This is a genomic window from Mycobacterium sp. pV006 (assembly GCF_041287115.1).
Taxonomy (GTDB): domain Bacteria; phylum Actinomycetota; class Actinomycetes; order Mycobacteriales; family Mycobacteriaceae; genus Mycobacterium.
The window spans coordinates 129,524-151,988 of the sequence record NZ_JBGGKT010000010.1; the positions used below are offsets into that span (position 1 = coordinate 129,524).

22 protein-coding genes are annotated in these 22,465 nt (G+C 68.2%); 9 read left to right on the forward strand and 13 right to left on the reverse strand.

The genetic code is table 11. From position 1 onward, the window contains the following. Nucleotide 1: 1 nt before the first annotated feature. The 3 genes from ACAG25_RS16875 to ACAG25_RS16885 form a co-directional block, all read right to left on the reverse strand. The gene (locus ACAG25_RS16875) at nucleotides 2-574 is read right to left on the reverse strand and encodes a TetR/AcrR family transcriptional regulator (RefSeq protein ID WP_370489615.1); all 573 of its coding nucleotides are present in this window, start codon (nucleotides 572-574) and stop codon (nucleotides 2-4) included. 91 nt (nucleotides 575-665) lie between these two features. Beyond that, nucleotides 666-1,337 carry a cyclopropane-fatty-acyl-phospholipid synthase family protein gene (locus ACAG25_RS16880; protein WP_370489616.1) on the reverse strand — a complete coding sequence of 224 codons (672 nt, stop codon included), beginning with the start codon at nucleotides 1,335-1,337 and terminating at the stop codon, nucleotides 666-668. Nucleotides 1,338-1,346: 9 nt separating this feature from the next. Next, nucleotides 1,347-2,834 (reverse strand): glutamate--cysteine ligase, encoded by a 1,488-nt coding sequence (locus ACAG25_RS16885; RefSeq protein WP_370489617.1) that lies wholly within the window; start codon nucleotides 2,832-2,834, stop codon nucleotides 1,347-1,349. A gap of 109 nt (nucleotides 2,835-2,943) precedes the next feature. On the opposite strand from ACAG25_RS16885, the gene ACAG25_RS16890 reads away from it, so the two are divergent. Continuing rightward, nucleotides 2,944-4,605: a catalase gene (locus ACAG25_RS16890; protein ID WP_370489618.1), complete on the forward strand. Its 1,662-nt coding sequence runs from the start codon at nucleotides 2,944-2,946 to the stop codon at nucleotides 4,603-4,605. Nucleotides 4,606-4,609: 4 nt separating this feature from the next. On the opposite strand, the gene ACAG25_RS16895 is transcribed toward ACAG25_RS16890, so the two are convergent. Beyond that, complete coding sequence (locus tag ACAG25_RS16895) at nucleotides 4,610-5,362, reverse strand: methyltransferase domain-containing protein (protein ID WP_370489619.1); 753 nt, start codon at nucleotides 5,360-5,362, stop codon at nucleotides 4,610-4,612. A gap of 17 nt (nucleotides 5,363-5,379) precedes the next feature. On the opposite strand from ACAG25_RS16895, the gene glpK reads away from it, so the two are divergent. Further along, nucleotides 5,380-6,897 carry a glycerol kinase GlpK gene (glpK, locus tag ACAG25_RS16900; protein WP_370489620.1) on the forward strand — a complete coding sequence of 506 codons (1,518 nt, stop codon included), beginning with the start codon at nucleotides 5,380-5,382 and terminating at the stop codon, nucleotides 6,895-6,897. Nucleotide 6,898: 1 nt separating this feature from the next. On the opposite strand, the gene ACAG25_RS16905 is transcribed toward glpK, so the two are convergent. Beyond that, on the reverse strand, nucleotides 6,899-8,533 hold the full coding sequence (locus ACAG25_RS16905; protein WP_370489621.1) for a peptide chain release factor 3: 1,635 nt from the start codon (nucleotides 8,531-8,533) through the stop codon (nucleotides 6,899-6,901). A 37-nt stretch (nucleotides 8,534-8,570) separates the two neighbouring features. Next, nucleotides 8,571-9,431, reverse strand: coding sequence for an oxidoreductase (locus ACAG25_RS16910; RefSeq protein ID WP_370489622.1), 861 nt, complete (start codon nucleotides 9,429-9,431; stop codon nucleotides 8,571-8,573). Nucleotides 9,432-9,491: 60 nt separating this feature from the next. Here ACAG25_RS16910 and ACAG25_RS16915 point away from each other — a divergent pair, with 60 nt between their 5' ends. The 3 genes from ACAG25_RS16915 (at nucleotide 9,492) to ACAG25_RS16925 (ending at nucleotide 11,882) form a co-directional block, all read left to right on the forward strand. Next, on the forward strand, nucleotides 9,492-10,811 hold the full coding sequence (locus tag ACAG25_RS16915) for a carotenoid oxygenase family protein (protein WP_370489623.1): 1,320 nt from the start codon (nucleotides 9,492-9,494) through the stop codon (nucleotides 10,809-10,811). A gap of 193 nt (nucleotides 10,812-11,004) precedes the next feature. Then, on the forward strand, nucleotides 11,005-11,175 hold the full coding sequence (locus ACAG25_RS16920) for a hypothetical protein (RefSeq protein WP_370489624.1): 171 nt from the start codon (nucleotides 11,005-11,007) through the stop codon (nucleotides 11,173-11,175). A 5-nt stretch (nucleotides 11,176-11,180) separates the two neighbouring features. Next, a complete protein-coding gene (locus ACAG25_RS16925) occupies nucleotides 11,181-11,882 on the forward strand; it encodes a hypothetical protein (RefSeq protein ID WP_370489625.1) in 702 nt (233 codons plus the stop codon). A gap of 40 nt (nucleotides 11,883-11,922) precedes the next feature. On the opposite strand, the gene ACAG25_RS16930 is transcribed toward ACAG25_RS16925, so the two are convergent. Continuing rightward, on the reverse strand, nucleotides 11,923-12,801 hold the full coding sequence (locus tag ACAG25_RS16930; protein ID WP_370489626.1) for an RDD family protein: 879 nt from the start codon (nucleotides 12,799-12,801) through the stop codon (nucleotides 11,923-11,925). A gap of 27 nt (nucleotides 12,802-12,828) precedes the next feature. Between ACAG25_RS16930 and ACAG25_RS16935 the strand changes: the two genes are divergently transcribed. Continuing rightward, entirely contained in the window at nucleotides 12,829-13,821 is a 993-nt protein-coding gene (locus ACAG25_RS16935) for a stage II sporulation protein M (protein ID WP_370489627.1), read from the forward strand. Between the two features lie 3 nt (nucleotides 13,822-13,824). Here the strand turns inward: ACAG25_RS16935 and ACAG25_RS16940 are convergent, their stop codons facing one another. From ACAG25_RS16940 to ACAG25_RS16960, 5 genes are read right to left on the reverse strand one after another with little or no spacing between them, the layout of a single operon-like run. Continuing rightward, nucleotides 13,825-15,150, reverse strand: a complete 1,326-nt coding sequence (locus ACAG25_RS16940; RefSeq protein WP_370489628.1) for a DUF58 domain-containing protein — start codon at nucleotides 15,148-15,150, stop codon at nucleotides 13,825-13,827. A gap of 9 nt (nucleotides 15,151-15,159) precedes the next feature. Further along, a complete protein-coding gene (locus tag ACAG25_RS16945; RefSeq protein WP_370489689.1) occupies nucleotides 15,160-16,080 on the reverse strand; it encodes an AAA family ATPase in 921 nt (306 codons plus the stop codon). Between the two features lie 38 nt (nucleotides 16,081-16,118). Continuing rightward, a complete protein-coding gene (locus ACAG25_RS16950; protein ID WP_370489629.1) occupies nucleotides 16,119-17,261 on the reverse strand; it encodes a DUF4350 domain-containing protein in 1,143 nt (380 codons plus the stop codon). Next, the gene (locus ACAG25_RS16955) at nucleotides 17,258-17,905 is read right to left on the reverse strand and encodes a DUF4129 domain-containing protein (RefSeq protein ID WP_370489630.1); all 648 of its coding nucleotides are present in this window, start codon (nucleotides 17,903-17,905) and stop codon (nucleotides 17,258-17,260) included. Before ACAG25_RS16955 ends, ACAG25_RS16950 begins: the two co-directional genes overlap by 4 nt. 1 nt (nucleotide 17,906) lies before the next feature. Continuing rightward, a complete protein-coding gene (locus ACAG25_RS16960; RefSeq protein ID WP_370489631.1) occupies nucleotides 17,907-19,067 on the reverse strand; it encodes a hypothetical protein in 1,161 nt (386 codons plus the stop codon). Nucleotides 19,068-19,160: 93 nt separating this feature from the next. On the opposite strand from ACAG25_RS16960, the gene ACAG25_RS16965 reads away from it, so the two are divergent. From ACAG25_RS16965 to ACAG25_RS16975, 3 genes are read left to right on the forward strand one after another with little or no spacing between them, the layout of a single operon-like run. Beyond that, the gene (locus ACAG25_RS16965) at nucleotides 19,161-20,147 is read left to right on the forward strand and encodes an LLM class F420-dependent oxidoreductase (protein WP_370489632.1); all 987 of its coding nucleotides are present in this window, start codon (nucleotides 19,161-19,163) and stop codon (nucleotides 20,145-20,147) included. A gap of 10 nt (nucleotides 20,148-20,157) precedes the next feature. Then, complete coding sequence (locus tag ACAG25_RS16970) at nucleotides 20,158-20,295, forward strand: hypothetical protein (protein ID WP_370489633.1); 138 nt, start codon at nucleotides 20,158-20,160, stop codon at nucleotides 20,293-20,295. Nucleotides 20,296-20,304: 9 nt separating this feature from the next. After that, entirely contained in the window at nucleotides 20,305-21,531 is a 1,227-nt protein-coding gene (locus ACAG25_RS16975; RefSeq protein WP_370489634.1) for a TerC family protein, read from the forward strand. Nucleotides 21,532-21,542: 11 nt separating this feature from the next. Here the strand turns inward: ACAG25_RS16975 and ACAG25_RS16980 are convergent, their stop codons facing one another. Next, on the reverse strand, nucleotides 21,543-22,451 hold the full coding sequence (locus ACAG25_RS16980) for a phosphatase PAP2 family protein (protein ID WP_370489635.1): 909 nt from the start codon (nucleotides 22,449-22,451) through the stop codon (nucleotides 21,543-21,545). Nucleotides 22,452-22,465 lie beyond the last annotated feature (14 nt).

Genomic DNA, 22,465 nt, shown 5'->3' on the forward strand with positions numbered 1-22,465 from the left:
TTCACTCCTTTGTGTGCAGCAGGCCGGTCAGGATCACCTGCAGCCCACGCCGGAACAGCGCTTCGGCGTCAGCTGCGGACGTCAGTCCCGCCGGGCCGAGATGGTGGTGCAGCTGCACCGAGCCGAGCAGGTGGATGTAGAACACGACGTGGGCGTCGTCGACTCTTTGTGCGGGCCAGCCGGATTCGGCGAGGATCGCCTTGGCGGTGCGATCCATGAGGTGTGCCGTCCCGGTCAGCGGGCGTTGCTGGAGCAGGGCGGCGATGCCCGGCATGTCGATCATGGCGCGCCAGGCGTTGGTGTGAAGCGCGACGATGCGCTGCGTCCAGTCGCCCTCGGTGGGGACCTCGATGCTCTCGACGACCGATTCGGCGAGGAGATCCAGCAGGGCCGCCTTGTCCTTGACGTGGTAGTAGACCGATGACGGGGAGGTACCGGCCGCGGTGGCCAGGGCCCGCATCGTGACGTTCTCGACGCCGACCGAGCGGGCCAGGTTCAGCAGGTGGTTGACCAGGTGGGTGCGGTCGAGCGCCCCGTAGGGCAACACCGACGTCGCACGCCGTGGTCGGGCCACAGCAGTCCTTTCGACCAGCGTTCGGATTCGAACGATGTTCAAATTGAAGCATCGCCGAACGCCGCCGGTCAAGGATGGCGGCGCGGAAGTGTTACGGCGCCTTGTGTGCCGACAACAGGAATGCCTGCATGCGCAGGCGGCCGTGCTCGTCGAGCAGGTCCAGCGGCGGCGGCGGTCCCGCCGTCTTCGGGACGTTGGAGTGGATCAGTGCCGGCCGGATGTCGTCGATCTCCCAGTACGGTGAAACCGCTTCGCGGAGTTCGATTTCGGAGACCTCGTTGGGTCCGGGCGACATCTCCTCCGGAAACGCGCCTTTGGCGAACGCGAGCACGAAGTACCCGGCACCGGGTGCTGCGGCCCGGTGGACGGACTGCAGATAGGCGTCGCGGGCCTCCACCGGCAGTGAGTGGAACAGTGTGCTGTCGACGATGGTGGAGAACCGGCCGTCGAAGCCCGTCAGGGCGGTGATGTCGGCGGCCACGAATGTCGCCCGCTCGGACAGACCGCGTTCGGCGGCGGCGGCGGTGGCCGCAGCGACCGCGGTGGGACTGATGTCGATTCCGGTGACCGTGTAACCGTCGGCGGCCAGCGCCAGCGACAGCGCGGCATGCCCGCAACCGGCGTCGAGGACCTCGCTACGGAACGCACCGGCGCGCCACAGGGCCGCGAGTTCCGGCTGAGGCTCCCCGATGTTCCACGGCGGTTCGCCGTCGAAGTCGCCTTCGCCCCGGTATGCGCTGTCCCAGTCCATCACTTCGGCCATGGCGCCAACCTACCCGCGAGCACCCGGCACCTCCCAGGTGTGCACCGGTTCGTTGCTGTGCATGTGTTCGCAGTACAGGCGCAGCATCTCGGCCAGCGCGTCGGGCCGGCTCGCGCCCCTGCTCTGCAGCGCGCCGACCGTCGCGGCCTGCCACGCAGCGCCGTTGCGGCCGGTCTTGGCGCGGCCTTCGATCACACCCAGGTAGCGGTCGCGCACCTCGGCGGACACCTCCCAGCGCCGCAGCCCCTCGTCGGCCATCGGCAACAGCCGGCGCAGCACCAACTCGTCGGGGGTGATCTCGCCCAGCCCCGGCCAGTACATCCGGCAGTCCATCCCGAATTGAGCGGCCTGCAGGAAGTTGTGTTCGGCGGCAGCGAAACTCATCTGCGTCCACACCGGCCGGTCCTCCTCGGACAGCGTGCGCAGCATGCCGTAGTAGAAGGCCGAGTTGGCCATCATGTCCACCACCGTGGGACCTGCCGGCAGCACCCGGTTCTCCACGCGAAGGTGTGGTCGGCCATCGACGATGTCGTACACCGGTCGGTTCCACCGGTAGATGGTCCCGTTGTGCAGACGTAGCTCCGAGAGCCGAGGTGTGCGCCCGGCCGCCAACTCGGCCACCGGATCCTCGTCGGACAACTCGGGCAGCAGCGACGGGAAGTAGCGCACGTTCTCCTCGAACAGATCGAAGATCGAGGTGATCCACCGCTCGCCGAACCACACCCGCGGCCGCACACCCTGGGTCTTGAGCTCCTCGGGGCGCGTGTCGGTGGCCTGGGCGAACAACTCGATCCGTGTCTCGGCCCACAGGTGATGGCCGAAGAAGAACGGCGAGTTCGCCCCCAGCGCCAGCTGCGGACCGGCCAGCACCTGCGCGGCGTTCCAGTTGTTGGCGAAGTCGGCAGGCGAGACCTGTAGATGCAATTGCATGCTGGTGCAGGCCGATTCGGGTGCGATCGTCGCCGCCTGCAGGCTCAGGCGTTCCGGACCGGCGATGTCGATCATGATGTCCTCGCCGCGCGCGGTGAAAATCGAATCGTTGAGCGCCTGATACCGGATCGATTCGCTCATCCAGTGGCCCGACAGATGCTGCGGCATCAACGTCGGCAGGATCCCGACCATGACGATGTGCGCGTCGCTGAGATTGGCCTTGGCCTCGGCGGCGTTCAGGCTGGCGCGCACCTCGTCCTCGAGGTCGAGCGCCGAGCGGCCCGGCAGCCGTCGCGGCGGCACGTTGAACTCGATGTTGTAGGCGCCCAGCTCGGTCTGGTAGGCGGGGTCGGCGATCGATGCGAGCACCTCGGCGTTGCTCATCGCGGGCTGGTACCGGGAATCGACGAGGTTGCATTCGATCTCCATGCCCGTCAGCGGCTTCTCGAAGTCGAAGCTGGACTGGGCGAGCATCGTCTCGAACACATCCAGACACAGCTGCACCTTGCGGCGGTACTCCCGCCGGTGCTCGCGGCTGAATTCGGTCCGCTTGAGTTCCTCGCCCATGCCGCCGATGCAACAGCGTCGATGACGCACGCGCAAGTATCGGCGTGTTTGCGGCGTCCCGGCCCGGGTAGTGCGTCGGTTCGGCCCGCCTGAGACAGAGGAGTTCGACATGACCGATGTCGCCAACCAACCGCCCGACCCCGGTGACAGCCGCGACGTGCTGACCGACCGTCAGGGTCATCCGATCTTCGACAACCAGAACCAGCGCACCGTCGGCCCCCGCGGTCCGGCGACGATGGAGAACTATCACTTCCTCGAGAAGATGAGCCACTTCGACCGCGAACGCATCCCCGAACGCGTCGTGCACGCGCGCGGCGCCGTCGCGTTCGGCTACTTCGAGGCCACCGGCACGTGGGGTGACGAGCCGATCGAGCGCTACACCCGCGCAAAGCTGTTCAACACCCCCGGCAAGCGCACCGACCTGGCCATCCGATTCTCCACCGTGATCGGCGGCCGGGATTCCTCGGAGGTCGCGCGTGACCCGCGCGGGTTCGCGGTCAAGTTCTACACCGAGGACGGCAACTGGGATCTGGTCGGCAACAACCTGGCCGTCTTCTTCATCCGTGACGCGATCAAGTTCCCCGATGTCATCCACTCGCTCAAACCGGATCCCGTCACCCACCACCAGGAACCGGCCCGCATCTTCGACTTCATGTCCCAGACACCCGAGTCCATGCACATGATCGTCAACCTGTTCTCCCCGCGCGGCATCCCGGCCAACTACCGCACCATGCAGGGCTTCGGCGTGAACACCTACCGGTGGGTCAACGCCGAGGGCGAGACCTTTCTGGTGAAGTACCACTGGATGCCCAAGGCCGGGGTCAAGAGTCTGACCGAGGCCGATGCCGCCGCGATCCAGGCCAGGGAACTGGGCAGCGCCACCAAGGACCTGTACGAGTCCATCGAGCGCGGCGACTACCCGGAGTGGGAACTGCTGGTGCAGGTGATGAGCGACGACGAGCACCCTGAACTGAACTGGGATCCGCTCGACGACACCAAGGTGTGGCCGGAAAACGAGTTCCCGCCGAAGCTGGTCGGGCGAATGGTGTTGAACCGCACCGTCGACAACTTCTTCAACGACAACGAGCAGATGGCGCTGGGCACCGGCGTGCTCGTCGACGGGCTGGACTTCTCCGAGGACAAGATGTTGATCGGCCGCACGTTCTCCTACTCCGACACCCAGCGCTACCGGGTCGGTCCGAACTACCTCCAGCTCCCGGTCAACCAGCCGAAGAACGCCAGGGTGTCGACCAATCAGCAGGGCGGGCAGATGCAGTACGGCATCGACAACGTCGGCACCAACCCGCACGTCAACTACGAGCCGTCGATCACCGGCGGGTTGCGCGAAGCGCAGGCGCCGACCGCCGACGAGTACGGACCGGAGTACCGCGGACGCATCACCCGCACGCGGATCCCGCGCACCAACGACTACGAGCAGGCCGGTCAGCGGTACCAGCTGATGGACCAGTGGGAGAAGGACGACCTGGTCGACAACTTCGTCACCAACATCGGTGAAGCCACCCGCGAGGTGCAGGAACGGATGGTGTGGCACTTCCTGATGTGCGACGACGAACTCGGGCTGCGCGTCGGGGAGGGGCTGGGCATCACCGTCGACGACGTGCGAGACCTGGAACCGCTGAAGTCCCAGACCCTGTCCGACGAGGAGGAGCAGCGGCGGCAGAACCTCGGCAAGAACGGCCCCCGCGACGTCGAGGGGCTCAAGATGACGCACTGCGTCCCCAACGAACGGGTGATGCTGGCGGGGTCCTGACCGATCAGGACCGGCGGGCCACCATGATCTGCGGACTCAGACACCCGCCGCGCAACCGGACCTCGATGTCGGGGTGGGCGTGGCGGGCCAACGCCCGCAGCGCCGACGGGCTGTAGGCGCGCAGTGAACTGATCACGCCGTCGTGCACGAACGGCACCAGCGGTGCCCACGGCAGCATCGTGGCCAACCGCAGCAGATGCAGCGGTGCGGGCGGGCGCGGCAGGTCGATCACCAGCAGCGCATCGGCGACGCGGGTGCCCTCGGCGATCACCCGCGCCGCCGCCTCCGGCTCGAGGTGGTGCAACGACAGCGCGAACACCGCGAGGTCGAAGTGACCGTCCGGTGCGTCGATCGCGGTCGCGTCGCACTGCCGTACCTCGACGCGGCGGTGCGTGCCGAGCTCACCGGCGGCGATCGCCGCCACCGACGCGGCGTCGACATCGGTGACCGTCAGCCGGGCGGTGGGATGCCAGTCCAGCAGCAGTCGGGACAGCGCGCCGTGCCCCGCCCCGAGCTCGAGGATCCTCGGGTCGGCGACGTCGGCGACCTCGTCCAGCGCGATCTTGGCGAACCGGGCGTGCTGCCCGAAGAGCTCGCCGGTCCGGTCCAGCGCCCTGATGACGCTGCGCTTCTTGGCCGGATCGACGTCGTCGCGGTCGAGGTATTCGCGCCGGTCGGTCTGCAGCAGCCGGTCCAGACAGGACGCGTCCGGGCCACCGCGCGCCATGGTGCCGATATCAGCTGTGCGGGTGCCCATTGGTCCATGATGGACGAATGGCCGACTTCGTCGCTGCAATCGACCAGGGCACCACCAGCTCGCGGTGCATGATCTTCGACCACGACGGCACCGAAGTAGGCCGCCACCAGCTCGAACACGAGCAGATCCTGCCGAAGGCCGGCTGGGTCGAGCACAACCCCGTCGAGATCTGGGAGCGCACCAGCGCGGTGCTGGCGTCGGCGCTGAACAGCACCAACCTGTCCGCCGGCGACCTCGCCGCGCTGGGCATCACCAACCAGCGGGAGACGTCGCTGGTGTGGAACCGCCGCACCGGGCGCCCGTACTACAACGCGATCGTCTGGCAGGACACCCGCACCGACCGGATCGCGTCGGCACTGGACCGCGACGGCCGGGGCGACGTGATCCGTCAGAAGGCCGGTCTCCCGCCGGCCACCTATTTCGCCGGCGGAAAGCTGCAGTGGCTGCTCGAGAACGTCGACGGGCTGCGCGCCGACGCCGAGAACGGCGACGCGATCTTCGGCACGACCGACACCTGGGTGCTGTGGAATCTGACCGGCGGGCACCGCGGCGGGGTGCACAGCACCGACGTCACCAACGCCAGCCGCACGATGTTGATGAATCTCGAGACCCTGGATTGGGACGACGAACTGCTCGGGTTCTTCGACATCCCACGTCAGATGCTGCCCGAGATCCGGCCGTCGTCGTGCGCCGAGCCGTACGGGACGACAGTCGAGACCGGTCCCGCCGACGGCGAGATCCCGATCACCGGGATCCTCGGCGACCAACAGGCCGCGATGGTCGGGCAGGTGTGCCTGTCGCCCGGCGAGGCCAAGAACACCTACGGCACAGGCAATTTCCTGCTGATCAATACCGGCGAGGAGATCGTGCGTTCGGACAACGGGTTGCTGACCACCGTCTGCTACCAGTTCTCGGATGCGAAACCCATTTATGCACTGGAGGGTTCGATCGCGGTGACGGGATCGGCGGTGCAGTGGCTGCGTGACCAGCTCGGCATCATCAGCGGTGCGTCCCAGAGCGAGGCGCTGGCCCGCCAGGTCGAGGACAACGGCGGGGTGTATTTCGTGCCGGCGTTCTCGGGATTGTTTGCGCCGTACTGGCGTTCGGATGCGCGCGGCGCGATCGTCGGCCTGTCGCGGTACAACACCAACGCCCATCTCGCCCGCGCCACCCTGGAGGCGATCTGCTACCAGAGCAGGGACGTGGCCGACGCGATGGCCGCCGATTCGGGAGTGACGCTGGAGGTGCTCAAGGTCGACGGCGGCATCACCGCCAACGACCTGTGCATGCAGATCCAGGCCGATGTGCTCGGTGTAGATGTGGTCAAACCCGTTGTCGCCGAGACCACTGCGCTCGGCGCCGCCTATGCCGCCGGTCTCGGGGTCGGGTTCTGGGACGGTCCCGACGACCTGCGCGCCAACTGGCACGAGGACAAGCGCTGGACGCCACAGTGGTCCGAGGAGCAGCGCGAAGCCGGCTATGCGGGCTGGCGCAAGGCCGTCGAACGCACCCTGGACTGGGTCGACGTCGACTGACTCACTGGCCCGCCGCCACCAACTCGCGCAAGACGAGGTCGGGATTCTCCCGCTGCACCGTCTCCAGGCGCCACTTCGTGGCGAACACCGCCAGCAGCGCACCGTCGCTGCGGGTGAACACCTCCACCGACGGCAACCGGGACAGCAATTCGACGTCGTCGGGCTCACACAGACGGGCCACGGTGTAGGGCAACGGTTCCAACGAAATCGGGGAACTGAACTCGCCGGCCATCCGGTGGGCGGCCACCTCGAACTGCATCGGACCGACCGCCGCCAACACCGGCGCCTGGTCACCGCGCCGGTCGGACCGCAACACCTGCACGACACCTTCCTGGTCGAGCTGCTCGATGCCCTTGCGGAACTGCTTGTGCTTGCTCGGGTCGGTGCCGCGCGCGACCGAGAAATGCTCCGGCGAGAAGCTCGGGATCGGCGGATACTGCACGGGCACTTCCTGATACAGCGTGTCGCCGGGCCGCAGGGCCGCGGCGTTGGCCAGACCGATCACATCACCCGGCCACGCCGTGTCCAACGTCGAGCGCTGCTGACCGAACACCGACTGCGCGTACTTGGTCACGAACGGTTTTCCGGTGGCAGCATGGGTCAGCACGTCACCGCGCTCGAACGTGCCTGAACACACCCGCGCGTAGGCGATGCGGTCGCGGTGCGCGGAATCCATGCCGGCCTGCACCTTGAACACGAACGCCGAGAACGGCGCGTCGGGGTCGCGGCGGTTGCCGTCCACGTCGACCTGACCGCTGGGTGAGGGCGCCAGCTGGGTGAGGACGTCGAGGAGCTGGTTCACACCGAAGTTGAGGATGGCGGAGGTGAACAGCACCGGGGTCGACGTGCACCGCAGGAACGACTCCCGGTCGAAGTCGGCGTCGTCGGCGGACAGCAGTTCGGATTCCTCGACCGCGGTGTCCCAGTCGTCTCCGGCGATCTCGCGGGCTCGGGACGCGTCGATGTGCTCTTCGGGCGCGGCGGTGGCGCCGCCGGCCGTGCGGGTGTACTTGATGTACTTGCCGGTCCGCCGGTCGAGGACGCCCTTGAAATCGCCGGCGATGCCGACCGGCCAGGTCAGCGGCGTGGTCTGCAGCTGGATGCGCTCGTGGATCTCGTCCATCAACTCCAACGCGTGCCGGCCCGGGCGGTCCCATTTGTTGACCACCGTGATGATCGGGATGCCGCGGTGGCGGCAGACCTGAAACAGCTTCAGCGTCTGCGGTTCCAGGCCTTTGGCCGCGTCGATGAGCATCACCGCGCAGTCGACGGCGGTGAGCACCCGGTAGGTGTCCTCGGAGAAGTCGGCGTGGCCCGGGGTGTCGAGCAGGTTGATGATGCAGGTTTCACCGGATGCCGTGGTGTACGGGAACTGCAGTGCCGTGGACGTGATCGAGATGCCGCGCGCCTTCTCCATCTCCATCCAGTCCGACACCGTGGCGCGACGGTTGCCCTTGCCGTGCACGGCGCCGGCCTCGGTGATCGCCCTGGCGTGCAGGACCAGCGCCTCGGTCAGGGTGGACTTGCCGGCGTCGGGATGGCTGATGACCGCGAAGGTGCGGCGGCGGCGCGCCTCGGCGGCAACTTTGTCGGAGCGGGGTCCGGCCGCGGTGGCCGACCCGGGGGAAGTCGTCATTATGGTGGCGATTTTATTGGCCGCCGGGGTGGAAGCGTTAATCGCGCGCGGGATGATCGAGCGCGCACTGGGTCTCCTGGTCCAGGACGATGTCGCGCACCGCGGTGTTCTCCTCCAGATGCGCCACCGACGACGTCCCCGGGATCAGCAGCACGTTGGGCGCCACCGACAACGTCCACGCCAGCGCGATCTGCGCCGGTGTGCGGCCCAGCTTCTGGGCTGCGCGGACCACCGCCGGATGGTTGAGCACCGGGTTGTCCGGCAGGAAGCCCGAGCCCAGCGGGAAGAACGGGACGAACGCGATACCCCGCTCGACGCACAGGTCCAGCACCGGCTGCGAGGTCCGGTCGAGCAGATTGTAGGCGTTCTGCACACACACGATCTCGGTGCGCTCCAACGCGATTCGCAGATGCTCGACGGTGACGTTGCTCAGCCCGATACCGGCGATCAGGCCCTCGTCGCGCGCGGTGATCATCGTCGTCAGCTGCCGATCGAACAGCGCGCGGTCGACCTCGGGCTCGAACAGGCGCAGGTTCACTGCGGCCAGCCGGTCGGTGCCGAGGGTGCGCAGGTTGTCCTCGAGCTGCCTGCGCAGGTCGTCGGGCTCCTGGGCCGGCAGCCAGTTGGCCTGCTCGTCGCGTCTGCCGCCGACCTTGCTGACGATCGCCAGGCCCTCGGGGTAGGGGTGCAGGGCTTCGCGGATCAGTTCGTTGGCGACGTCGGGTCCGTAGATCTGCGCGGTGTCGATGTGGTCGATGCCCAGTTCGACGGCGCGGTGCAGCACGGCGATGGCCTGGTCACGGTCGCGCGGCGGGCCGAAGACACCGGGGCCCGGCAGCTGCATGGCGCCGAAGCCGAGCCGCCCGACGGTGTAGGGCCCGAGCGGAAAGCGATCCATGACCTTTGTCTACACGCGTCAGTAGGCTGAGGCCACACAGCCCAGCGTCGGGAGATGTCCATGAGCGAAACCACCAGCAGCGCGGCGTCGATCTTCGAGGTGGGCAACTACGCGCCCGTCCCCGACGAGCTCACCGAATACGATCTGCCCGTCGAGGGCGCCATCCCGCCTGAGCTGTCGGGCTGGTACCTGCGCAACGGGCCCAACCCGCGCGTCGCGACCGGACACTGGTTCACCGGCGAGGGCATGATCCACGGCGTGCGCCTCGAGAACGGCCGGGCCGCCTGGTATCGCAACCGGTGGGTGCGCACCGACAGCTTCATCTCCGACTTCCCGCTGTACAACGCCGACGGCACCCGCAACCTGCGCGCCAGTGTGGCCAACACCCACATCGTCAACCACGCCGGCAAGACGCTGGCACTGGTCGAATCGTCGCTGCCCTACGAGATCACCAACGACCTGCAGACCGTCGGCGCCTACGACTTCGACGGCCGCCTGGTGGACTCGATGACCGCGCATCCGAAGATCTGTCCCGACACCGGGGAGATGCACTTCTTCGGCTACGGCAACATCTTCACGCCACACGTGACCTATCACCGCGCCGACGCCGACGGCACCCTGTCGGTCAACCGCGGGCTGGACGTCCCGGCGCTGACGATGATGCACGACTTCGCGTTGACCCCGAACTACGCGGTTTTCATGGACCTGCCGATCGTGTTCGACCTCGACATCGCGATGCGTGGCACCGGCGACATGCCTTACAGGTGGAAAGACGACTACGGCGCGCGGCTGGGGCTGCTGCGCCGCGACGACCCGTTCGGCGAGGTGCGCTGGGTCGACATCGACCCGTGTTACGTGTTCCACGTCGCCAACGCGTACGAGGACGGGCAGTCGCTGGTGTTGCAGGCCGTGCGCTATCCCGAATTATGGCGTGACAACGGCGGATTCGACGCCCAAGCTGTGCTGTGGACCTGGACGCTGGATCTGGTCACCGGGAAGGTGTCCGAAAGCCAGCTCGACGATCGCCCCGTCGAGTTCCCCCGTATCGACGACCGCCTGGCCACCAAGGCCGCGCGGTACGCGGTGTCGGTCGGCAAGAACAGCTGGGTGCGTCACGACCTGACCACCGGTGCCGCTGTCGAACACCGGTTCCCCGCCTCGGGACCGGGCAACCCCGGCGAGGCCGTGTTGGTGCCGTCGACCTCTGGTGCGCCCGACGAGTCCAGCGGTTGGTACCTGGGCTATGTCTACGACGCCGAGCGTGACGGCAGCGACCTGGTGATCCTCGACGCCTCCGATTTCGGCGGCGATCCGGTGGCGACGATCCGCCTGCCACAACGCGTTCCGTACGGCTTCCACGGCAACTGGATCGCCGACTGATCTACGACGGCACCTATCGTCCCGCGATGGGGCGGGATGTCGTCGCCTCAACCGTTGGCAACTTGTCGGTGCCCAGGTGCATCATGAGTGACATGACGTCTGATGTCTGACACGGGTGCGCTGCGGAGTGCAACACTCAGTAGGTCGCGTGTCGCCTGAGGCTTGGAGAGGCCAGATGACAAGAAGTGCCACGTTGTCCGACGACGAGCTGCGAGATCGACGGAATGCGATCCTCGACAAACTGGGGCTGACGCTGGATGAACTGCGTGAGCGGGCGAAAAATTACGCGCTGGTCGGGGAGGAACACGACGCGTGGGAGCAGCTTGAAAGTATTGCGTTTCTCTTGGGAGAGAGTCCCGCCTAGCACTGATGGCGCTGACACACGACGAGTTCAACGACGAAGTCGATGAATTCGTAGACGACGTGGTCAATTCAGCTGACTGCTTACGGACCCGCCTTGGGTGGACGCTGGACGTCACGATGGCCGAGGCCGAGAGACTCCGCGCCGTCGTTGATCTGAGGCTCCCGCTGCAAGGGCCGGGTGAGGAGATGTACGGAAGCCTCGCGGAACTCACAGCGAACTACAAGCTGTGCGTGGACTCATTCGGTACCCATATCGCGGTCGAACATTCCTCGTTCACGCTGAAGGCGAAGGTGGACCGAACACCGATCATCCGTTGGGATTACGACCGAGATGCGACTCGCAAACCGCGCTCGCATGTCCAGGTGACCGCGCACCGCGGCGCGCTGTCCCACATACTGTCTCGACTAGGGCACGAGACACCGCACAGCATCGAGTCACTACATCTTCCGACAGGTGGAGAACGGTTCCGGCCGTGTCTGGAAGATGTTGTCGAATTCTTGATTCGTGACTGTGGCTTCAGGGGAAACGAGGATTGGAAGCAAGCCATCCGTCACGGTCGTGCCCGGTGGCGCCGCATTCAGACACGAGCTGCTGTACGCGATTCGCCCGAAAGCGCAGTTGCCGAACTCGAAGCATTGGGATACGCAGTGAGTCCCCCGGATAGCGGTCCGCTAGAGGAAAGGACTGACCGACTCACGGCCTGGTGAATCACAACGGGGCACGGGAAGCGTTCATCTCCGCGAGGCGCTAGGACGGCGGGGTGAAACCCCCGCTGTGTGTCGGTGCCGGCGGTGCCGGCTGTGCCTGCGGAGCCGGCCATGCCTGCGGTACCGGCCACGTCGGCGGCGGCGGTCCGCCGGACCGCACCGCGGCCTGCGGATGCATCCGCAGCAGTTCGCGGCGATGCCGCTCGGCCAGCACGGCAGAGAGCACCATGGCCGGTGGCGCGCCCGGCGGAGGCGGCGGCGAGATCTGGGCGACCACGTCCGTCGCGATCCGCAGCGCCATCTCGTCGCGCACCTGAGGCTGCAATTGCTCTGCGCGAGACAGGAACTGCCGGGCCAGTTCGGCCTGGGCAGGGGCCAAGCCGGACAGTTCGAGTGCCGAGGCCCACGACGCCAACTGCGGCGGCATCATCGGAGGCGGGGTCATCTTCGGGGCCCGCTCGCTGATCACCACGGTCCCGGCGAAGATGTCACCGATCCGTTTGCCCTTCGACGAGAGCAAACTGCTGATCACCGCCGGACCACCGGTGAACATCCAGATCTCGATGAAACCGGCCAGCGCACGGAACAGCGCCTGACGGAAACGTTCCGGACTGCCGTCGTCGGACACCACCCGCAGGCCCATCACGATCTTGCCCAGCGTGCGGCCCCGGGTGGCGGTCTCGAAGATCACCGGGTAACCCACGATCGCCAGCACGGTGAAGATGATCAGCACCGCGGCCGAGAACGCCTCGTCGAACTCCGACAGCGTCAGGGCCCACAGCGCCACGCCGATGACGTACACGATGAACACCACCGTGACGTCGATGAGAACCGACAGCGCGCGTACCGGTAACTGGGCGATCTGGATGTCCAGAACCACCGCGTCACCCGTCACCACGGGCTGTTGCTGGCCGACCATATCCGCCACGCTACTAAAATCCGTGTGATGGATGTCGACGCGTTCGTTCAGGCGAACCGCCCGTCATGGGACCGACTGGAACATCTGGTCAAGAACCGGCGCCGCCTCAGCGGAGCGGAGGCAGACGAACTCGTCGACCTGTACCAGCGGGTGTCCACGCACCTGTCGATGGTGCGGTCGTCGTCGTCGGACGGCGTGCTGGTCGGCAAACTGTCCGGTCTGGTGGCCCGCGCGCGGGCCGTGGTCAACGGGGCGCACGCGCCGCTGTGGCAGGAGTGCGTCCGGTTCTGGACGGTGTCGTTCCCGGTGGTGGCTTACCGCTCCTGGCGGTGGTGGCTGGGTTCGGGGGTGGCGTTCTTCCTCGTCGCGGCGGTGATCGGGGTGTGGGTGGCCACGCACCCGGAGGTGCAGGCCGCGGTCGGCACACCCGCCGAGATCGAGCAACTGGTCAACCACGACTTCGCCGACTACTACAGCGAGCACCCGGCCGGCTCGTTCGCGCTGCAGGTGTGGGTGAACAACGCGTGGGTGGCCGCGCAGTGCATCGGCTTCTCGATCCTGCTGGGCATCCCGATTCCCTGGGTGTTGTTCCAGAACTCCGCGAATCTCGGTGTGATCGGTGGCCTGATGTTCTCCGCCGACAAGGGCGACGTGTTCCTGGGGCTGCTGACCCCGCACGGCCTGATCGAGTTGACCGCGGTGTTCCTGGCCGCCGGCGCGGGCATGCGGCTGGGCTGGTCGGTGGTGTCGCCGGGGGACCGGCCCCGCACGCAGGTGCTGGCCGAGCGGGGACGCGCGGTGATCGCGGTGGCCGGCGGGCTGGTGGCGGTGCTGCTGATCGCCGGGGTGATCGAGGCGTTCGTGACGCCGTCGGGACTGCCGACATTCGTCCGGATCGCGATCGGGATCGCCGCGGAGGCGGCGTTCATCGGCTACGTCGTGTATTTCGGTCGCCGTGCCGCGCGGGCCGGGGAGACCGGCGACATCGACAACGCCCCCGATCTGGTGCCGACGGGCTGAGACCTACAGGCGCCCGGCGGCTTTCATGGCCAGGTAGTGGTCGGCCAGCGCGGGGGCGAGGTCATCGGGTGCCGCGTCGACCACCTCGACGCCGTGCCGGCGCAGGCGCCAGGCGACATCGCGGCGCTCGTTGCGGGCCCGTTCGGCGGCCGCCGCGTCGTACACGGCCACTGCATCCGAGCGCCCGGCGGCCAGCGTGTCCACCCGCGGGTCGGACACCGCGGCCAGCACCACGCGGTGTTTGGCGGTCAGCGCCGGCAGCACGGTGATCAGCCCTTCGTCGATCGCCGAGGCGTTCAGATCGGTCAACAGCACCACCAGCGCGCTGCGGCGTACCCGGCGCTGGATCGCGCTGACCATCGCGCGTGGATCCGACTCCACCAGAGCCGGTTCCAGCGGCGCCATCGCATCGACGAGCTTGGCCAGCAGATCAGTGCGGCCGGCGTTGAACACCCCGGCGCGCGTGGTCCGGTCATGGGCCAGGAAGTCGACGTGGTCACCGGCACGGGCGGCCAACGCCGCCAGCAGCAGCGCCGCGTCCATCGACCAGTCCAGCCGTGGCCAGCCGCCCATCGCCTCCGGGCGTGTCGGATCGACGCCGACGCGACCGGCCGACGTGCGGCCGGTGTCGAGCACGATCACCACCCGGCGGTCACGCTCCGGTCGCCACGTGCGCACCACCACGTCGGCGCGCCGCGCGGTAGCCCGCCAGTCGATCGAACGCACGTCGTCCCCGACGACATACTCACGCAGCGAATCGAATTCGGTGCCCTGACCCCGGATCAGCACCGGCGTGAGCCCCTCGAGTTCGCGCAGCCGCGCCAACCGCGACGGCAGATGCTTGCGCGACAAGAACGGCGGCATGATCCGGATCTGCCACGGCACGCGGTGGGAGGCCTGCCGGCCCGCCAGCCCCAGCGGCCCGACCGACCGGGCGGTGACCAGCGCCGAGACCTGATCGCCACGACGCACCGGTTGCAGCGTCGTCTGCAACGTGACCCGTTGTCCCGCAGCAAGATCCACCGCATGGTGGCGTGGCTGCGCACGCGCACTGGGTGCCCACGCATCACGGACTGCGCCGCGGAACCGCGCGCGGCCGCCGTTGGTGATCTCCAGGCCCGCCGTGACGGGCTGCCCGAGACGGGCCGAGGTGGGCCCGCTACGGGTCAACGTCAGCGCGCGCGGACTACCTGCGAGCGCGATGTCCACCACCACCGCGACGGCCAGCGCCGCCAGCAGCGCGACGAACGTCGCACCCGGGGCAGGGGACAGCGCCACCGGAACCGCGCACAGCAGCGCGATCAGGGCGACGCGTCCGGTCAACACCACAGCCGGGGCCTACCTCGGCACCGGCACGGCCGCGAGGATGCCCTCCAGGACGGTGTCGGCGCCGGCGCCCTCGAGTTCGGCCTCCGGACGCAACCCCACCCGGTGCCGCAGCGTGGGCCGCGCCATCGCCTTGACGTCATCAGGTGTGACGTAGTTGCGGCCGGACAACCACGCCCACGAGCGGGCGGTGGCCAACAGTGCCGTCGCGCCGCGCGGCGAGACCCCGAGCTGTAACGCCGGGGATTGTCTTGTGGCGCCGACGATGTCGACGATGTAACCGAGGATCTCGTTGGCCACCAGGACCTGGCCCACCGCCTCGCGGCCCGCAGCGAGCTCCGCCGGACCCGCGACTGGTTGCACCGTGGACAGGTTGCGCGGATCGAAGCCGCGGGCATGCCGGTCCAGGATCGCGATCTCCTGATCGCGCGGCGGCAACGGCACGTTGAGCTTGAGCAGGAACCGGTCCAGCTGCGCCTCCGGCAGTTGGTAGGTGCCCTCGTACTCGATCGGGTTCTGGGTGGCGGCCACGATGAACGGGTCGGGCAGCGGCCGCGGCTCACCGTCGACGCTGACCTGACGTTCCTCCATCGCCTCCAGCAGCGCGGCCTGCGTCTTCGGCGGGGTGCGGTTGATCTCGTCGGCCAGCAGCAGGTTCGTGAACACCGGCCCGGCGCGGAACTCGAACTCGGCGGTGCGGGCGTCGTAGACCAGGGAACCGGTGACGTCGCCGGGCATCAGGTCGGGCGTGAACTGCACCCGCTTGAACTCCAGCCGCAGCGCCGCTGCCAGGGTGCGCACCAGCAGTGTCTTGGCCACTCCCGGAACACCTTCCAGCAGAACATGACCGCGACACAACAAAGCGACGACCAGGCCGCTGACCACAGCGTCCTGCCCGACGACCACCTTGCCGATCTCGTTGCGCAACGCCATCAACGCGTTGCGGGCGGCTTCATGGCTGGGGGGCTGCGTCACGATTGTGCGACCTGCCTTTCGATGTCGTCGAGGGTGCGGGCCAAGTTCACCAGGTCGGTGTCGGTGGCCGGTGCGCTTCCGTAGAGCGTATGGGCGATGCTGTGCGCGTCGGTGCCGCAGCGCTGCGCGACGGCGTGCACCACGGTGCTCGGTGCCGCACCGGCCGGCAGGCCCAGACGCGGCAACATCCGCTGCATCGCCGCGGTGCGCAGGGCCTCGGCCGCCCGGTCGCGCGCTCGTCGGGAGCGGTACAACCGGCCCCGTCCCTCCACCGTCTCCGAGGCGCGCACCACGACCGGCAACTGTTCGGCGACCAACGGACCGAGCCGGCGGCCCCGCCACAACGCCAACAGCGCGACGGCGACCACCAGCTGCAGGACCAGCCAATTCACCTGCGGCGGAATGAGATCCATCACCGAGGCGTCACCGCGCGTCGCGCCGTCCTCACTGCTCTGCGGTGCATACCAGATCACGCGCGGTCGGGTGCCGGTCAGATTCAGGGCCAGGGCCGCGTTGCCCTCTTCGAGCAGACCCCCGTTGGTCACGAACGCCGCACTGCCCACCACGGTGACGGTGCGGTCCCCGTCGCGGTACCGGGCCAGCACCCCGTCGTAACAGCGGGTGACCGGTGTGTCGTCGGCGGCCTCGTAGGAATCGGCGGCACCGAAGAAGACCGGTCCGGCGCGGGTGGCCTCACGCAGGTCGCAATCCGGTGTGATGCCGCCGAACTGGACGGACTCGGTGCGCCGCAGCCGTGGTGCCAGCTGTTCCCGGGTCTTGCCGATCGGTTCGAGGAGTAACCGGTCACCGGGTACCGCGGACAGACGACGCAGTTGGTCGTCGTCGAAGAGGTGGAACGTCTGGGCCGCCACGAGCAGCGTGTCGGGCCGGGCCTCGCGCTCTACGTCGGCGACGGTGTCGGCCACCACGACCGTCACCCCCTGATCGCGCAACAATGCGACCAGCGCGTGCGTGCCTTCCTCGGATGTGGAGCGGGCGTCGAGCATTCCGCCGGGGCGCGCCGAGGTCAAAAACGCGGTCAGCGCCGCGACAGCCACCACGACGATCGACCCGGCCACCAGCCAGCGCGCGGCGCGCACCCGCTGGCGAACCGTCGGCCCCACCGCCGTCGAGGTCATCGCACCGACGCCCAGGGTTGCTGCGTCCCGGAGGACACGCCCGCCGGTGCGGGTTTCGCATCGGCCAGGTCGTCGTCGAGGGCGGCGACGAAGGCGTACTGGTCCGCCGACGCCGGGCGCTGTCCGTAGGTGACGTCGTTGAACGCTGTCGCCGCAGCGCTCAACCGTTCGGCGATCGCGGGCAGCTGTGCACCGGCGGTCGCGGCGAGCTCGGTGGCGGTGCGCCCGGCGACCGGGTCGAGCACACCGTTCTCCTCGAGCCGACGGGCCACCGCGCGCACCCGGTGTCGCACGGCGGCCGCCCAGTCCCCGTCGGCCGCGTGCCGTTCGGCGACGGCGCGGTGCTCGGCCGCACTGAGCACCGCGTCGCCGAACAGGACGTCCTCGGAGCCGGCGGCGGTGCGCATGGCGTTGCGCGCGATCCGGGCGGCCACGACCAGCGCCACCACACCGAGCAGCACCAGCACCGCGATGGTGACCCAGCCGCTGGGCACCTGCGCGGCGCCTGCGGTCAGTCGGTAGAGCAGTTCGTCGACCCATGCGACGAGCCGGTCGGTCAGCGACGGCTTGGGGTAGATCAGCTTGTCGAGTTCCTGCTGGGCGGCGTCGCGAGCCGGGTCGCGGTCGAGGTCTACAGGCGCCACGTCACCGCCGGCCGGGAATCCACAGGTGGTCGGTGGAGTCGGCGGGCGCGGCCGGGCCGGTCGCGGCGCCGGTCTGCAACACCAGGTCGAACGCCTCGGCCCGGATCCGCCGGTCGGTGTACTGCAGCACCACCACACCGGCGTTGAACGGGCCGGTGATGATCTGGCCGACCGCCCCGCCCACGGCGAACAGCACCAGCGCCACGGCCACCGCCGACGGGGCCGCCACCGCGCTCAGCAACAGCTGCCCGCCGAGCGTGAACGGGATCGACACCGCGGCGGCCACGATCTGGGCCACCACCATGGCCAGCAGGCGGATCCCGAACACCCGCCAGAAGTCGCCCCTGACCAGAGTGAAAGACCGCTTGATCGAGGAGATCACGTCGCGGCGCTCGAGCACGATCACCACCGGCGCGAACGTGATCATGGTCCCGACGTACACCACCGCGACGATGGTCAGCAGCGTCAACGGGGCGCCGACCAGGAACGCCGCCGACCCGTTGGCGGCCATCGCGACCCCGGCGATGATCAGGATCAACAGCCCGAACACCAGGACCGTCGCCAACAGGGTCAGCACCGCGAACCCGATCAGCGCCCAGATCCGCGGACGCAGCCGTCGCCACGCCTCGCCGATCGTGATGTGGGAGCCGAACACCGAGCGGCCGATCACCACCGTCAGCAGACCGGACAGCAGGATCGTCGACAGGCCCGTCGCCACCGAGGCCGCCGCGCTGGAGGCGATCGACGCGAGGTTCGCCCCGCCGCTCCCGATGAACGATTCGACCGACCCGACACCGCCGTCGATCGCGGTGGCCACGTCACCGGCGAACGCCGCCGGCCACAGTGACAGCAGTAACGCCAACAGCTGGGTGGCGACCACGACGATCGTGGTGAGCCCGAGCGTGGCCTTGGGGTTGGCCCGCATCGAGGCGATCGCGCCGTTGAGGATGTCGGCGAGCAGCAGCGGCCGGAGCGGGACGATGCCGGGCTTGAGCGCCGGCGGCGGGCCGTACCCGGGCGGCGGGCCGTACCCCGGCGGCGGGTAACCGGGCTGGCCATACCCGGGCGCCGGATAACCGTAGCCTGGCGGCGGATACGCCGGCGGCGGGTATCCCGGCGGCGGATGGCCCCCGGGGCCGGATCCACCGGCGTCGTAGGTCATGCAGCCATCTTGTCGAGCGTCGAGGCAAATGACAACGTGGTGACTTGGACCGCCGCGCCGTTTCACATCGGAAGCCGAGGGTATGAACTACGCATGACCCGATTCGGCTACACCCTGATGACCGAACAGAGCGGACCCAAAGACCTTGTCCGGTACGCGATCTCGGCCGAGAACGTCGGATTCGACTTCGAGGTGTCCAGCGACCACTACTTCCCGTGGCTCGCAGCGCAGGGGCACGCACCGTATGCCTGGTCGGTCTTGGGGGCCGTCGCCCATGCCACCGAGCGGGTCGAGCTGATGACCTACGTCACCTGCCCGACCATCCGCTACCACCCCGCGATCGTCGCGCAGAAGGCCGCGACCCTGCAGATCCTGGCCGACGGGCGGTTCACCCTCGGACTGGGCAGCGGCGAGAACCTCAACGAACACGTCGTGGGCCAACGATGGCCGACCGTGACGCGCCGCCACGAGATGCTCCGGGAGGCCATCCAGATCATCCGCGAGCTGCACACCGGCGAGCTGGTCGACTGGAAAGGCGAGTACTTCGAGGTCGACTCCGCGCGGATCTGGGACGTGCCCGACATCCCGGTGCCGATCGCCGCCGCCGTCTCCGGGGACCGCTCCATCGAGCAATTCGCTCCGCTGGCCGACCATCTCATCGCCGTCGAACCCGACAAGCAGATCGTCGACACCTGGCACGAGACGCGCCGCGGCACCGGCCTGCCGAGCGACGTGCGGGTCATCGGCCAGATCCCGATCTGCTGGGACCCCGACCGCGACGCCGCGGTGGCCCGCGCCCACGACCAGTTCCGCTGGTTCGCCGGCGGGTGGGCGGTCAACTCCGACCTGCCCACCACCGCCGGATTCGACGGGGCCACCCAGTTCGTGCGTCCCGAGGACACGGCCGACTCCATTCCGTGCGGGCCAGACCTCGACGCGATCGTCGAGGCCGTGCGCAAGTACTGGGAGGCCGGTTTCACCGACATCGCTCTGGTGCAGGTGGGCGGCGAGAGCCAGGATGAGTTCCTGGACAAGGCAGCAGGGCCGCTGCTGGACAAACTGCGCAGTGCCGCCGGATGAAAGGTTGCCGATGACCCGAGGTAAAGGCATCTACGACGACGAGAGCGGGGCCTCCGAAGCGTCAGCGGAGACCCGCACCGAAGACGCCGACGACGTCGAGGAGAAGACGCCGGACGTCGACTCCGGCTCCGGCGAACCCACGGCCTGACCGCCGCCCATGGACGTCCCGACCTGGGTGTGGGGACTGACGATCGCCTTCATCGTCGGTCTGCTGGCTTTCGACTTCTTCTTCCACGTCCGCAAGGCTCACGTGCCGACGCTGCGGGAAGCCGCGGTGTGGTCGGCGCTGTACGTGGGCATCGCGATCGCGTTCGGTTTCGGCGTGCTGATCTTCGGCGGCGGCAAACCGGGTTCGGAGTACTTCGCGGGCTACATCACCGAGAAGGCGCTCTCGGTGGACAACCTGTTCGTGTTCCTGGTCATCATCGCCAGCTTCCGGGTGCCCCGCGAGGACCAGCAGAAGGTGCTGCTGTTCGGCATCGTGTTCGCGCTGATCGCCCGCACCGGGTTCATCTTCCTGGGGGCGGCGCTGATCAACACCTTCGCGTGGGTGTTCTACGTGTTCGGGTTGATCCTGCTGCTCACCGCCGGCAATCTGCTGAAGTCCGAACGCGACGACGACGACCGCGAGGCCGACAACTTCGTCATCCGGCTGGCCAAGAAGTTCATCCGCACCACCGAGCACTACGACGGCGACAAGCTGGTCACCACGGTCGACGGCAAGCGCGTCCTGACACCGATGCTGCTGGTGATGGTCGCCATCGGCGGCACCGACATCCTGTTTGCGCTGGACTCGGTGCCGGCGATCTTCGGTCTGACCCAGGACGTGTATCTGGTGTTCACCGCCACCGCGTTCTCGCTTCTGGGCTTGCGGCAGCTGTACTTCCTGATCGACGGGCTACTGGACCGGCTGGTCTACCTGTCCTACGGGCTGGCCACCATCCTCGGGTTCATCGGCATCAAGCTGATCCTGCACGCGTTGCACGAGAACAACGTGCCGATCATCAACGACGGCGAACCCGTCCCGGTGGTCGAGGTGAGCACCTCGATGTCGCTGGTCGTGATCCTGGGCGTCCTGACGATCACGGTGGTGGCGTCGTTGCTCAGCCCGAAAGGCCGGGCGCAGAACGCGATCCGCAACGCCCGCCGGCACGCGCAGGCCTACCTCGATTCCGAGTACACCAAGGATCCGGCCGAACGTGAACGCATCTTCGCGGCGCTGCTCAAGGAGCGCGACCAGATCGTCGCGCTGGGACCGAAGTACCGGCGGATGGTCCGCGACGAGAAGACGCTGAAGGATCTGCTGGACCGCGCGGCGGCCAAACACCACGAGGCGGTGGATCGCGGGCAGGCCGAGCCTTTCACCCCGCGTGGGCTGACCTGACGCGATAACCGTCAGCGGCTGGCCACGGGATCGCCGCGCCGCTTGGTCTCCAAGCGGTACCAGGTCCACCAGAACAGCAGGGCCGCCCCGATGGAGCCCGCCGCCGCCAACCACTGGGAGCTGAGGAACAGCCGCCAGTCCGTGGGCAGATCGTTGACGTGGGCCGACGCGGCGAACAGCATCTGCAGTGCGCCGACCGTCAGGCTGACCGCCCCGACGACGCCGACCAGGACGACGAAGACCGTCCGCAACGTATAGCGGCCGGGGCTCGGCGAGACCACCGCACGGATCCGGCCGGTCTGAGCCAACAGCAGCGCCGCGGCCGAGGCCACGAACAGCGCCACCGCGTTGGCGGCCAGCGTGTCGGAGAGCCGGTGGGCCTTGATGATCACGGTGTAGGCGCCGATACCCACCGCCCAGGTGAGCGTCACGAACATCGCGATGCCGCGGAAACGGTAGGGCATCACGATCAGCGTGGCGTACAGCAGGCACATCGCCGCGGTGGTGTGACCGCTGGGCAGGGTGTTCTCGGCGAACGTGCCGTCGATCGGGACGAGCTCGGGACGCGACAGCACGTGATACTTGAGCACCTGGGTGACGGCCTGCCCGCCGAGGATGACGCCCGTCCCGGCGATCGCCAACCACACCTGGCGGCGCAGCAGCCCGATCGCCGCGACGACGAGCGCCGCGGCGAGCTGCGAGGACGTCGAGATGGTGTGGAAGGCCTCCAGTGCGACGCGACGCAGCTCCGGATCGACCTGTCCGGCGCCGCGCAGGGCCGCGTTCTCGAGTCGCTGACCGGTCGTGGTGTGCACCGCCACCAGATAGACCGCGCTGCCGAACAGCAGCGCGAAGATCATCGTCGCGATCCACTGGTATCGAGCGCGTCGCCGCGGCGGGCTCTCGACTGGATCTGGCACCGTCGTCACCGGTG